The organism is Brevibacillus borstelensis, from assembly GCF_003710865.1.
Classification (GTDB): domain Bacteria; phylum Bacillota; class Bacilli; order Brevibacillales; family Brevibacillaceae; genus Brevibacillus; species Brevibacillus borstelensis.
The window spans coordinates 81089-93628 of the sequence record NZ_RHHO01000017.1; the positions used below are offsets into that span (position 1 = coordinate 81089).

Genomic DNA, 12540 nt, shown 5'->3' on the forward strand with positions numbered 1-12540 from the left:
CCCGGGACTGCAAACTCGGGATAGCGAACTCGGGCGACGAGCGATCCGGACCCCCTCTTGGAATGATCTGCAGACCAGGGCTTTTTTGCTCCCGACTGTCCGTTAATGTCCTACGTACTTGGCGTACAGTCTCCGGGCAGCTGCGATGTCATCTGTACCCTGGATGAGCACGCGTCCGTCCTGGAAAAAGACGAGCGTGCAGCCTTCCACATGAAAGCGGAGCAGAAACGGATTGGCTTCGACTCGTCCGAGGACGCGAAAGCGCTCGGCCATTCGGTCGAGATTGACAGAGAGGGGGCGCTGCGGGCTGATTTGGACCGTATCTCTGCCGCACAGCGCGGCAAACTCCTCAGCCCCTTCTTGCCACTCGAGACTGCTGAAGCTTCGCCCGACACAGGCGGGGCATGCAGGATTTCGGCCATTTGCGACATTCATCTGCATGAAGTCGTTTTCCCAGATGTCTAGCTGTTCCAGATGGGGATTCAGCATGTCATCCGCTCCGATGAGCAGTTTGAGCGCTTCCGTCGCCTGGTAGGATGCGACAATGTGAACAATAGGGCCGATCACGCCGACTGTATCGCATGTTTCTCCCCGTCCTGCGGGAGCGGTAGGAAATAGACAGCGAAAGCAGGGAGTGATGCCGGGGCGGATAACAGAGAACATTCCGCGCGCGCTTACAACGCCGCCGTAAACCCAGGGAATCGAATGCTTTACGGCTACGTCGTTGATCAGATAACGAATCTGAAAGTTATCTGTCCCGTCGAGAATGACATCCACATCGGAGAGCAGGGCTTCCGCATTGACCGGGCTGATGTCTGCGACGATTCCTTCGACAGCAATGTCAGCGTTGATGCGCCTCAGCTTGGCAGTTGCGGCGACCGCTTTTGGCAGATGCTGCCTGGCATCCGCTTCATCGTAGAGCATTTGCCGCTGGAGGTTGCTTTCCTCCACAAAATCCCTGTCGATCAGCCGCAGGTATCCGACGCCGGCTCTCGCCAAGTGATTGGCGAGGACGGTTCCCAGTGCTCCCATCCCGACGACTGCCGCTTTTTTCTGTTGCAGCATATTTTGTCCCGCACTGCCGATCGGGGCAAACAGCATCTGTCTGGAATAGCGCTGCATCCAATCCGGATTCATTATCCAGGCCCCCTTTTTTAGTAAATCATCCGGCCGCAGAGGAAGTCCTGCAGCTCGGGACTTTTCGGCCGGGTAAAAAACGCCTCCGTACTTCCGTTTTCAACGATCCGTCCCTTGTGGATAAACAAGCATTCGTCGGTCAACCGCCTTGCCTGCTGCAAATTGTGAGTCACGATCAGGATCGTGATGTCCCGCGTCTGTTGGATCGCTTTCAGCACTCGCTCGAAAATGGCGATGTGATAAGGGTCGAGGTTTGCAGTCGGTTCATCGAGAAAGAGCAGATCAGGCTGGTATACCAGCACCCTTGCCAGGGCGATCCGCTGCGCCTCTCCGCCCGATAGGGTATGCGCACGCTGCTTGGCCGTATGCCCCAGCTCGACCAGTTCCAGCGCTTCCGTGACGAGCGAACGGATCGCCGTCCGATCTGTTCCGCGATAACGCAGCCCCAGTGCTACATTGTCAAAGACGGTGGAGTCAAACATGGTTGGCTTTTGCGGGACGTAACCGATCCGCCGCTGCAGTGGCAAGCCTTTTGCGTGGGTGAGCGAAGAAAGGTCAACAACCGTGCCAAACACATCCATCCTGCCTGCAGCCGGCTGCTCCAACAGCGTCATCGCACGCAGCAAGGTGCTTTTGCCCGAACCGCTGGGACCGACGATGCCGTAGATTTTCCTATGTTCAAATACGGCTTTGTCTACACGCAATACGGTCTTTCCTCTGTAGGCGACTTCCAGGTCGCTGAGCTTGAGCTTGTTCATCCTGTCATCTCCGCCCGGTTTTTAATTGGTTCAGCACGCCGATAACCAAGAAGCTGTTGAACAAAAAGCTGATCAGCAAAAGGACCAATCCCATTTGCAGTCCTGCCGTGAAGTTGCCCATTCTCGTTTCGAGTATGATCGCTGTGGTCATAACCCGTGTATGGTGCTCGATATTACCGCCCACGAGCATGACGGCGCCAACTTCGGAAATCGCTCTGCCGTATGCGGCTGCTACGCCAGCCCAGATGCCTTTGCGCGCTTCCTTGACGATGGTAAAGACGAGCTGCAGAGGGCTGGCACCGAGACTTTTCGCGGTTTCCCAATAGGCCCTCTCCTTTGCCTGGACGGCAGACAGGCTTAATCCAGCCAGGATCGGAGTGACCAAGACGACCTGGGCAAGCATCATCGCCTCCGGAGTGAACAAAAGGCCGAGCGAACCGAGCGGCCCGTATCGGGAGAGCAATAAATAGACGATGACCCCGACCAACACCGGGGGAAGACCCATACAAGTGTAAATCAATACGATAACCAGCCGTTTTCCCGGGAAAGAATAAAGACCGAGACAGGCGCCGAGCGGAATGCCGATCAAAGAGCCGAGCAATATTGCAGTCGTTGTCACTTTGAGGGAGAGCCAGACAACCTCCCATACTTCAGGGGTCATGAGCATGAAGCAGAGCCCCTATCGTTTCTTGGCAGAAGGGACGAACAGCCCTTTTCCGTATTTGTCTTTCCCGAACTCGCCGATTATTTTTTGCCCCTCCTCGCCGGTGAAAAACTGGATAAATTGCATCGCTTCATCCGGTTTGGAAGTCGATTTTACTTTGATAATGCCGTATGGATTCAGCAAAGACTGATCTCCCTGCATGACGACCTGCAAATTCAGCTTGCGGGAGAGATAGGTGGCCTCATCTGTGAGCGTGTAGGCATTTTTCTCATCCGCCATTTGCAGGGTTGCCCCCATTCCTTGACCAGAGGAGAGGTACCAGTCGCCCTCGGGAGTGAGCTTCGCTTCCTTCCAGATGCTTTTCTCCTTCTTGTCCGTTCCCGAATCATCACCGCGAGAGATGAATGGAGCCTTCTTTTCCGCGATGAGGGCAAACGCTTCTGCTGCGGTTTTCGCTGTTTTTGCGCCGGCCGGATCATCAGCGGGACCTACGATGTAGAACTGGTTGTACATGACGTCATAGGCGTCTGTTCCGAATCCTTTGGATACGAATTCGTCCTCCGCCTTTCGGGAGTGCACGAGGAGCACGTCGGCATTGCCGTCCTCGCCCAGCTTGATCGCCTGTCCGGTTCCGACGGCGACGACCTTTACCTTGATGCCGCTCTTTTGCTCAAAGGCGGGCAGCATCACATCCAACAGGCCGGAATCTTGCGTGCTGGTCGTCGTGGCCAAAACGATCTCCTTGGCGGACGATTCCGACGGCTTCGATTCGGGAGCTGCCGGTTGCCGCGGCTCCGCAGCGGTGGCCTGCTGCTGATTTCCTGCCGGAGGCTGCTGCGAGCTTTGCGTTGCTGCCGATGGCTCCTGCGAGCAGGCGGCGAGAAGCAAAGAAAGAACGGCAGCGAAGAAAGAGACATAAAGACGCTTCAATCTAATCATCTCCCTATTGTTGAAATCATTTTTACATTCTGTCAATTATTTTTCCGGTTGAGGACACCCCGTAGCCTCCCATGGCGACGACCATTTGTTTAAAGCCCGGGTCGCGCAGCACCTCGAGCATGATGCGGAATCGCTCCTGATCGAGCAGTCTCGTAGGCAATACGAGATCGTACCGCTCTTCCTGCACAGGGAAAAAGTCTAGTCCAAGCCCGCGGGCGGCACTTTCGATTCCCAGTGCAGTGTCCGCGTCTCCCCGCAGGACAGCGGAAGCAAGCTCGTAGTGTGTGTTCATTTCCCGGTAGTAGCCGGGTACGCGATCGGCGGAGCGGCCGAGCTGGCGCAGCTTGAAGTCGAGCAGCACCCGAGTGCCTGAGCCTCGCTGACGGTTGACGATGCGGTGACGGCCCGAGAGAAACTCCTCCCAGCTGGTGATCATCCGCGGATTGCCCAGAGGCACGATAAACCCTTGCCAACGGGTGACGAGATTGACGACGGCCACCTCCTCGTTTGGCAGCAGAGAGCGGATATAGGGGAGGTTATACTCGCCGGTCGTCTGGTCCAGCAGGTGACAGCCGGCGATGTCCACGCGGCCTTTGTACAGCTCGATCAATCCGTCCATACTCCCGGAATAGACAGGGAACAGCGTTACCCCGCGTCTGGCGATCATACGGGTGAGCAGGTCGAGCGACAAGTCATGGCTGCCGGCAAAGTAAATCTCCTGCAGCGGGTGACCTCTTCGCAAAACGGCGGAGCGGTCATGGAGAGTCGGAAGCTCCTCCTCTGACGATTTGTGAGCGCGCATGAAATGGTCGAGATCAGTTCGGAGAATGCGCAGGGCTCGTCCGATTTTGGAAGCCGGCAATTCCTTGCGCTTGATCATCTCGTAAACGGTGTACTTGGACAGCTTTAATACTGCAGCGACCTCTTCCGGAGTGAGATACGCCCGATCCACCAGAATCCCCCTTCCCAGCACGTTAATTTGGTTTTGTTTGGTTTTGTTGGTAGCAGTTTGGTTCCGTTTTGTTTAAAACAAACATACTTGAGGAATGGTTCGCTTGGCAATACATCAGTCGAAAAAATAATCGAAAAATTGGTAATTTTGCCGATCCGCCGCAGTATTATAGGAAGGAAATCCTGCTCGATAGTCGAACTTAGAGAGGATAACGTTCAGATTCAACCATATGGAAAAAAAGGGGGAAGCATGCGATGAACCTGGGAGGTTTCAAAAACCGCGAGATCCTGGTCGACCTCTCTTCCGGTGCCGTGGATTATCGCCAGATCGACGAGGAGCTGGCGAGGAAGTACATCGGTGGACGCGGGCTTGGAGTGAAATACGTGTATGACAACGGTCCGCAGGTGGAACCGTTTTCTGCCGAGAACATCCTTTGTGTGATGACCGGACCGGTGACCGGATCGCGCTCGGCGATGAGCGGCCGTCTCTGTATGGTGACCAAGTCTCCGTTGACAGGTACGGTGACGGATTCCCACATGGGCGGATGGTCGGCTGCGCGGCTGAAGTGGGCGGGCATCGACAACGTCATTTTCAAAGGCAAAAGCGACAAACCAGTCTACCTGTACATCGAGAACGGACAGGGAGAGCTGCGCGATGCAAGCGACTTGTGGGGAAAGGGGACCCGCGCTACAGTAAAGGCGATGCAAGAGCGCTACGGCAAGGAAGACCTGAGTGTGATCTGCATCGGACAAGCGGGAGAGAATCTGGTTCGCTTTGCGGGGTTCATGAACGAAAACGACCGAGCGGCAGGGCGTGGGGGCACAGGGGCGGTAGCCGGCAGCAAGAATTTGAAGGCGATCGTCATCAAGGCGCCCCAAAAAGGAAACATGCCGCAGCCTGCACAGGATGAGGAGTACAAGAAAGCAAACCAGAAGGCGCTCAAAGCGATCATGGAAGGCGGTCTGACGGCTCCGAAAAAGGGCGGTCTCTCTGTATACGGCACGAACGTTTTGACCAGTATCATCAATGAAGTAGGCGCACTTCCGACGATGAATTCCAAATATTCGCACTGGGACGGAGCAGAGGGGCACAGCGGCGAGACGGTCAACGCTACGCTGCTCGTGGCGGACAATACCTGCCATGCCTGTCCGGTAGCCTGCAAAAAGGAAGTCGAAGTAAAGGAAGGCAAGTACAAAACCCGCGTCGAGAGCTTCGAGTACGAGTCCGGCTGGGCGCTTGGCGCCAACTGCGGAGTAAGCGACGCGGCGCCGATTTCCTTTTTGATCAATCTGTGCAACGAGCACGGCATGGACACGATTGAGCTGGGGAATACGCTGTCCTGTATGATGGAAGCGTACGAGAAGGGGCTGACGGAAGAGAGAATCGACTGGGGCGATGCAGACCGGATGATCGAGCTGACGGAAATGCTCGTCTTCCGGAAAGGGATCGGCGATGTGCTCGCAGAAGGAACCGCCCGAGCGGCGAAGCACTTCGGCGACGAAAACCTGGCGATGTGCGTCAAGGGTCAGGCCATTCCGGCGTATGATCCGCGCGGCATCCAGGGGATTGGACTCGGCTACGCGACCAGCAACAGGGGGGCTTGTCACCTGCGCGGGTACACGGTTGCCAGCGAAATTGCCGGTATCCCGATGCCGACAGACCGCCTGAAGCCGGAAGGCAAGGGAGAGCTGCTGAAGGTATTCCAGGACCTATTGGCCTTCTCCGACTCGATGAACATTTGCAAATTCTCCTCGTTCTCGGAAAATGCGGAGAACTACGCTGAGCAGTACGCGACGATGACCGGCGTTCAAGTAAACGCGGACGACGTCATGAAAATCGGCGAGCGCATCTACAATCTGGAGCGCCATTACAACAACCTGGCCGGATTCAATAAACGGGAGGACGACCACCTGCCCAAACGCTTTACGGAAGAGCCGGGAACAGGGAACAGTGCCGGCCATGTAAGCCGCATGGACGTCATGCTGGACGAATACTACCAGGTGCGCGGCTGGGTGGACGGCGTTGTGCCTGAAGCAAAACTGAAAGAGCTGGGCATTTCCTAGCAAGCAAGAAAAGGTGGAGCCTGGCATCCACCTTTTTCTGGCTATCTTTCTTTCTCGCCGGCTGTTTCCGGCCTGTCAACCGCCAACCCGGAGAACCTTGATCCGAAAGCGTTCCCACAGTCGGTCGAGCGTTCCCTGATCGTCAGCCTGAAAGCGGATAAACACGGCTTGCACCTCAAAGCGGGAGGTAATCGGTATGGTTTCCTCCCGCAACAATTCAGCTTGCCAACGTTCGCCTCGGACTGTGATCGGCAGCGTATCGCCGAGCGGCACTCCGCCGCACTCGGCGAGATAGGTGATCAGGTGAGAGAGAGGGATGCCGCGCAGCTCCACGGTTTGCTCAGCCATTTCAGCCTCCTGCTACCGGAGGGAACAGCGCAAACTGGTCATCCTCCTGCACGCGTGTCTCCAGCCCGTCTGCATGAATGACATTGCGCCCGTTGATAAAGACGTGGACAAATGGTTTGAGTGTTCGCTCCGGTGTGAAGACCTCCTCTTCCAACGCAGGAAACATCCTGATCAGCGTCTCGAGGATATCGATGACCCGATTGCCGTTGTCTGTAGGGACTTCTACCGTTTTTGCCTGACAAATTTCGCGGAAATTGGCGAATACCTTTACGATCATATCGGAATTTTCTCCTTTTTCTTGTAATTATAGTCGATCCTGTGATCAAGCTAAACGATTATTCCAAAGGGAGGCAGACATGAAATTCTTCCATGTAAAAACCGTGTCCGAGACGCTGCGCATCATCAACGAGCAATTCCAGCCCTGCCGGCCTCCCGTCGAGCTTCCCCTGATCGAAGTGTGCGGGATGGTGCTTGCCGAAGACGTCATCTCTGATGAGCAGGTGCCGCACTTTTCCCGCTCGACGGTAGACGGTTTTGCTGTTTGCGCCAAAGATACGTTTGGGGCCTCGGATTCATTGCCGGCGTTCCTGGACATAACAGGCCGGATCGAGATGGGCATGGCAGCGGATACTGCCCTGCATGAAGGACAGGCTCAGGCAATTCCGACAGGAGGGATGATCCCTGCCGGGGCTGACAGCGTCGTCATGATCGAGCATGTCGAAGAGGTTGGGGAGATGTTGAATGTCTTCCGGCAAGTTGCTCCAGGCGAAAATATCGTCCGGGCCGGCGACGACGTGGAGCGAGGAGAGCTGGTCATGGCTTGCGGGCATCGGCTCCGTCCACAGGATCTTGGCGTCCTGTCTGCGATCGGAAGGACATCGGTGCGTGTACACCCTCGGCCAATCGTCGGCATATTGTCCACCGGAGACGAGATCGTTCCTTCGGAAAAAAAGGTGCTTGCCCCGGGAGAAGTAAGGGACATCAACAGCGTCACCATCGGAGCGGCAGCCCGGCAATGCGGAGCAACGGTCCTGTACGGGGGAATCGTCAAAGATGATTACGATACCTTTGCCAAACGGGCAAGCGAATTGTTTCATAAAGTGGATTTTCTCATTTTGTCGGGCGGCAGCTCCGTCGGGACGAGGGACTACACCGTACAGGTGATGCAGTCTCTCGGTGATCCCGGCGTTCTGGTTCACGGTGTCGCGACCAAGCCCGGCAAGCCGACAATTCTGTCAAAAGCGGGAGAAAAACCGGTGATGGGCTTGCCCGGTCATCCGGTATCGGCGATGATTATGTTTCAACTCTTCGCTGTCCCCATACTGGAGAGACTCCAGGGGCTTCGCCCGGCTCAGACGGACCTGCGCCTGTCGGCAAAAATAGCGAGAAACGTCCCTTCCGCGGTTGGGCGGACGGATTACATTCGAGTCAAGCTGGAGGAGAGAGAGGACGGCTTGTGGGCTGTGCCCGTCTTTGGAAAGTCGGGCCTGATTTCCACGCTGGTCGAAAGCGAAGGGATCGTGGAGATTGCGGCAAATAAAGAAGGAATCGTAGAAGGCGAGTGTGTCAAAGTACATCTTTTCAAGAGCTGAAGCAAAAAAAGCAAGTCATAGAAGGGCGAAAGCGCAGGGATCAAACCAACGCTGAAACGTTCGCAGGAGGAGAAGTATGCGGAAAATCTACCTGGAAGACACCCCGCTTCGGGAAGCACAAGAGAAGATTGCGAAAAAAGTCCGCTTCGCGCCGCAGATCGAGTACATTCCGACGGCAAAAGCACTTGGCCGGGTTACCGCCGAGCCGATTTACGCCAAGGTTTCCATGCCCAATTACCATGCATCTGCGATGGACGGCATCGCCGTAAGGGCTGAGAAGACATTTGGGGCAGACGAGCAGCATCCCGTCAGGCTGAAGCGCGGGGAGGACTACGTAGAAGTAGATACCGGAGACCCGATTCCCGACGGATTCGACGCCGTCATCATGATCGAATATGTGCATCAGGTGGACGAGGAGACGATCGAGATTTTGGAGTCGGTCGCACCCTGGCAGCATATCCGTCCGATCGGCGAAGACGTTGTGATCGGCGAGGTCATCGTGCCGGCCCACCACAAGCTGCGGCCAGTCGATCTGGGAGCATTGCTCGCGGGCGGCAATGTCACGATTCCGGTCTACAAGAAGCCGAGAGTTGTCATCATTCCGACCGGATCGGAGCTGATCCCTCCTTCCGAGCAGGTAGCCGAAGGGGAGATCATCGAATTTAACGGAGCCGTTTTTGCCGCTTATTTGGAGGAGTGGGGGGCGGAGCCGGTCATTCACAGCATCGTTCCGGACGACTGCGGATTGATCAGGGAAGCGGTCAAATCGGCCGTGCAGGATGCGGACCTGGTGCTGTTGAATGCCGGTTCGTCAGCGGGCCGGGAGGATTTTACCGTCCATGTCGTGGAAGAGCTGGGGGAAGTGCTGACACATGGAGTAGCGACCCGTCCGGGAAAGCCGGTGGTAGTCGGGATTGTGGAAGGAAAACCCGTGATCGGGCTGCCGGGATATCCCGTTTCCGCCTACTTGAATCTGGAATGGTTTGCCCGTTCGCTCATTCATCGGTATTATGGAGTGATGGAGAACGAGCGTCAGAAGATTAAAGCGACAATCGGGCGACGCATCGTTTCCGTCATGGGAGCGGAAGACTTTATCCGCATGACGGTCGGCTGTATCGACGGCAGGTACATCGCCAATCCATTGACCCGCGCGGCGGGAGTCACCATGTCGATGGTACGGGCCGACGGGCTCTTGCGAATCTCCCCCGGCCATCTCGGATACGAGCAGGGAGAGACGGCGGAAATCGAGCTGTATCGGCCGCTCGAGCAGATTCATAACACGATCGTAGCTACCGGAAGCCATGATTTGTCCATGGACGTGCTCCATACCTTGCTTCGCCTGGCCCATCCGGATCGGTTCCTCGTCTCCTCCCATCTCGGCAGTATGGGAGGGATTCTGGCCATTCAAAAAGGGGAAGCCCATATCGCAGGTATCCACTTGTTCGATGAAGCGACAGGCACCTACAATCAGCCGTTTGTGGAAAAATATTTGCCCGGCAAGGACGTGGTGCTCATCCAGCTGGTCTACCGTCAGCAAGGCTGGATCGTCAAACCGGGAAATCCGCTGGGGATTGCTACGGTTCGCGACCTGGTAAGACCCGGCGTCACGTACATCAACCGCCAAAGGGGTGCGGGAACGAGGCTGCTGCTAGATTATTTGCTCAAGCAAGAGCGGATTGATCAAGCGGACATTTACGGCTATTCCCGTGAGGCAGTCTCCCATTTAAGTGTCGCCGCCGCGGTCGCCGGTGGCACTGCTGATGTCGGACTGGGCATTTATTCGGCGGCCAAAGCGATGGGACTCGATTTTATTCCGGTCGCCGAAGAGCGCTATGATCTGCTGATGAGCGGATCGTTCTACCGGAGCGAAGAGGGCGCACAGCTTTTGGAAATCATCCGTTCTCCGCAATTTGTTCAAGAAGTTGAGCGTTTAGGGGGCTACAATTGCCGCGATTCTGGCAGTATCATATATATATCGTCCCATCTGTCACCCACGTAAGCAAGCAGGGTAATGATGGCGAATGGGGAGTGGTCAGCGATGGAAAAGCAAGTGTTTGATTCACGAAAACGTCCTCTCCGCGATTTGCGCATATCTGTGACAGACAAATGTAATTTTCGCTGCCAATACTGCATGCCTGCTGAAATATTTGGCCCGGACTATCCGTTCTTGCCGCAGCACAAGCTGCTTACGTTTGAGGAAATTACACGGTTGACCGCCATTTTTACTTCGCTCGGTGTCGAGAAAATCCGCATTACAGGCGGAGAGCCATTGATGCGCAGGAATCTGGCGGACTTGATCAGGATGATTCGCGGGGTAGAGGGGGTCAAGGATATTGCGATGACCACCAATGGCTCGCTGCTGGCCAAGCACGCCAAGGAGCTGAAGCAGGCGGGACTCGACAGAGTGACAGTGAGTCTGGATTCTCTCGATGACGAGCGCTTTAGCAAGATAAACGGCCGAGGGTACCGCGTGGAGCAGATACTCGAAGGAATAGAGGCTGCGTCTGAAGCGGGACTTGGCGTGAAAATCAATATGGTCGTGCAGCGCGGAGTCAACGACCAGGATATCCTGCCGATGGCCCGGTATTTCCGGGAGAAAAAGCACATCCTGCGTTTTATCGAGTTCATGGATGTCGGCAACAGCAACGGCTGGAGGCTGGATCAGGTGGTGCCATCCAGGGAGATCGTCAGCATGATTCACAGCGAGATGCCTTTGGAAGCCGCTGATCCCAATTATTACGGAGAAGTCGCATCGAGGTACCGCTATGTCGGCGAGGAGGGGGAGATCGGCTTGATCTCTTCGGTCACCCAGGCGTTTTGCTCCACTTGTACGCGTGCCCGCTTGTCGGCGGAGGGCAAAATGTACAACTGTCTGTTTGCCTCGTCCGGCGAGGATTTGCGCGAGCCGCTGCGGGAAGGGAAGAGCGACGGGGAAATCCGGGAGCTGATCAGCTCGATCTGGCTTCGCCGGGATGACCGCTATTCCGAGGAGCGTCTCAAGAATACGCCGGGGATCGCCAAACGATCCAAGGTAGAGATGTCCCATATCGGTGGATAGTGAAAGTGAAGTCCCCCTTGACAAGACTTGCTTCACCCAGTATGATTATATGAGTATAAACACTTATACCTTCGAGAAAAAGCAGGAGCGCCCAGCTTCTCACCTGGTTCGACGTCATTTTGACTGTTGACAGGTCACTCGCAAAGCAATCTGTGAATCTGTTGTATTTGCTAGGTGAGATATGTGCGGGCGCATTAGCGTTCGCACATTTTTGTTCCTTCTCGAAAAAGACGGAGGTGGCAAGTATTAGCAAGGATCAACTGTTAGTGAACGAAGCGATTCGCGCCCGTGAAGTCCGTTTAATTGGATCGGACGGGAGCCAGTTGGGAGTCGTGCCCATCAGAGAAGCGCTGCGTATCGCGCAGGAAGCTGATCTCGATCTGGTGAACGTAGCTCCGACAGCCAAGCCGCCGGTTTGCCGTATCATGGACTACGGCAAGTTCAAGTACGAACAGGCAAAGAAGGAAAAGGAAGCGCGTCGCAACCAGAAGATCATCGAGTTGAAGGAAGTGCGTTTCTCTTCCAACATCGAGGAACACGATTTTCAAACGAAGCTTCGCAACGTCCGCAAGTTTTTGGAAGAACAGCACAAGGTGAAGTGCTCGATTCGTTTCCGTGGACGTGAAATCACTCACTCCGAGATCGGACAGCAAGTCTTGGAACGTGTTGCCACCCTTTGTGAAGATCTTGCAGCTCCAGAGCGCAAGCCTAAAATTGAAGGCCGCAGCATGATCATGATTTTGGCGCCGAAAGCGGAAAAGTAAAAGCCGAGGCCACACCGCCTCGAAACAGCAGTTTAGGACAGGAGGATTACCACCATGCCGAAAATGAAAACTCATAAAGGCGCTGCGAAGCGTTTCAAAAAGACTGGTTCCGGCCAACTGAAGCGCGACCACGCTTACACCAGCCACTTGTTTGCCAACAAATCCACCAAAGCGAAGCGCCACCTGCGCAAAGGCGCTCTGGTGTCCAAAGGCGACCAAAAACGCATCGAACAGCTGGTTACGTATCTGTAAACCGTATTCTCGA

General features: G+C 55.4%; 13 protein-coding genes. 6 read left to right on the plus strand and 7 right to left on the minus strand.

Annotated elements, in window-relative coordinates:
• Positions 1–102: 102 nt before the first annotated feature.
• From EDM54_RS09320 to EDM54_RS09340, 5 genes are read right to left on the minus strand one after another with little or no spacing between them, the layout of a single operon-like run.
• Positions 103–1137 (minus strand): ThiF family adenylyltransferase, encoded by a 1035-nt coding sequence (locus tag EDM54_RS09320; RefSeq protein ID WP_024984411.1) that lies wholly within the window; start codon positions 1135–1137, stop codon positions 103–105.
• Between the two features lie 17 nt (positions 1138–1154).
• Positions 1155–1895: an ABC transporter ATP-binding protein gene (locus tag EDM54_RS09325; RefSeq protein WP_003387834.1), complete on the minus strand. Its 741-nt coding sequence runs from the start codon at positions 1893–1895 to the stop codon at positions 1155–1157.
• Positions 1896–1899: 4 nt separating this feature from the next.
• On the minus strand, positions 1900–2562 hold the full coding sequence (locus EDM54_RS09330) for an ABC transporter permease (protein ID WP_003387833.1): 663 nt from the start codon (positions 2560–2562) through the stop codon (positions 1900–1902).
• Between the two features lie 12 nt (positions 2563–2574).
• Positions 2575–3489, minus strand: a complete 915-nt coding sequence (locus EDM54_RS09335) for an ABC transporter substrate-binding protein (RefSeq protein WP_171506404.1) — start codon at positions 3487–3489, stop codon at positions 2575–2577.
• Positions 3490–3520: 31 nt separating this feature from the next.
• Complete coding sequence (locus EDM54_RS09340) at positions 3521–4450, minus strand: substrate-binding domain-containing protein (RefSeq protein ID WP_003387831.1); 930 nt, start codon at positions 4448–4450, stop codon at positions 3521–3523.
• Positions 4451–4704: 254 nt separating this feature from the next.
• Here EDM54_RS09340 and EDM54_RS09345 point away from each other — a divergent pair, with 254 nt between their 5' ends.
• A complete protein-coding gene (locus tag EDM54_RS09345) occupies positions 4705–6513 on the plus strand; it encodes an aldehyde ferredoxin oxidoreductase family protein (protein WP_024984409.1) in 1809 nt (602 codons plus the stop codon).
• Positions 6514–6588: 75 nt separating this feature from the next.
• Here the strand turns inward: EDM54_RS09345 and EDM54_RS09350 are convergent, their stop codons facing one another.
• Together EDM54_RS09350 and EDM54_RS09355 are read right to left on the minus strand one after the other, a co-directional pair.
• Positions 6589–6861, minus strand: coding sequence for a MoaD-like domain-containing protein (locus EDM54_RS09350; protein WP_003387829.1), 273 nt, complete (start codon positions 6859–6861; stop codon positions 6589–6591).
• 1 nt (position 6862) lies between these two features.
• Positions 6863–7138, minus strand: a complete 276-nt coding sequence (locus EDM54_RS09355; RefSeq protein WP_003387828.1) for a ubiquitin-like small modifier protein 1 — start codon at positions 7136–7138, stop codon at positions 6863–6865.
• Positions 7139–7217: 79 nt separating this feature from the next.
• On the opposite strand from EDM54_RS09355, the gene EDM54_RS09360 reads away from it, so the two are divergent.
• From EDM54_RS09360 to rpmI, 5 genes are all read left to right on the plus strand, one after another.
• Entirely contained in the window at positions 7218–8453 is a 1236-nt protein-coding gene (locus tag EDM54_RS09360) for a molybdopterin molybdotransferase MoeA (protein WP_122958113.1), read from the plus strand.
• Positions 8454–8529: 76 nt separating this feature from the next.
• The gene (locus EDM54_RS09365) at positions 8530–10452 is read left to right on the plus strand and encodes a molybdopterin biosynthesis protein (protein ID WP_031932303.1); all 1923 of its coding nucleotides are present in this window, start codon (positions 8530–8532) and stop codon (positions 10450–10452) included.
• A 39-nt stretch (positions 10453–10491) separates the two neighbouring features.
• Positions 10492–11511, plus strand: a complete 1020-nt coding sequence (gene moaA, locus EDM54_RS09370; protein WP_003387825.1) for a GTP 3',8-cyclase MoaA — start codon at positions 10492–10494, stop codon at positions 11509–11511.
• Between the two features lie 260 nt (positions 11512–11771).
• A complete protein-coding gene (gene infC / locus EDM54_RS09375) occupies positions 11772–12275 on the plus strand; it encodes a translation initiation factor IF-3 (RefSeq protein WP_031932304.1) in 504 nt (167 codons plus the stop codon).
• Positions 12276–12329: 54 nt separating this feature from the next.
• On the plus strand, positions 12330–12527 hold the full coding sequence (rpmI, locus tag EDM54_RS09380) for a 50S ribosomal protein L35 (protein WP_003387823.1): 198 nt from the start codon (positions 12330–12332) through the stop codon (positions 12525–12527).
• Positions 12528–12540: the final 13 nt, after the last annotated feature.

Coding starts and splice junctions, on each gene's coding strand:
- EDM54_RS09350 (WP_003387829.1), bottom strand. CDS start 6,861: ATGGCTGAGCAAACCGTGGAGCTGCGCGGCATCCCTCTCTCTCACCTG.
- EDM54_RS09325 (WP_003387834.1), bottom strand. CDS start 1,895: ATGAACAAGCTCAAGCTCAGCGACCTGGAAGTCGCCTACAGAGGAAAG.
- EDM54_RS09365 (WP_031932303.1), top strand. CDS start 8,530: ATGCGGAAAATCTACCTGGAAGACACCCCGCTTCGGGAAGCACAAGAG.
- EDM54_RS09355 (WP_003387828.1), bottom strand. CDS start 7,138: ATGATCGTAAAGGTATTCGCCAATTTCCGCGAAATTTGTCAGGCAAAA.
- EDM54_RS09330 (WP_003387833.1), bottom strand. CDS start 2,562: ATGCTCATGACCCCTGAAGTATGGGAGGTTGTCTGGCTCTCCCTCAAA.
- EDM54_RS09345 (WP_024984409.1), top strand. CDS start 4,705: ATGAACCTGGGAGGTTTCAAAAACCGCGAGATCCTGGTCGACCTCTCT.
- EDM54_RS09360 (WP_122958113.1), top strand. CDS start 7,218: ATGAAATTCTTCCATGTAAAAACCGTGTCCGAGACGCTGCGCATCATC.
- rpmI (WP_003387823.1), top strand. CDS start 12,330: ATGCCGAAAATGAAAACTCATAAAGGCGCTGCGAAGCGTTTCAAAAAG.
- moaA (WP_003387825.1), top strand. CDS start 10,492: ATGGAAAAGCAAGTGTTTGATTCACGAAAACGTCCTCTCCGCGATTTG.
- EDM54_RS09320 (WP_024984411.1), bottom strand. CDS start 1,137: ATGAATCCGGATTGGATGCAGCGCTATTCCAGACAGATGCTGTTTGCC.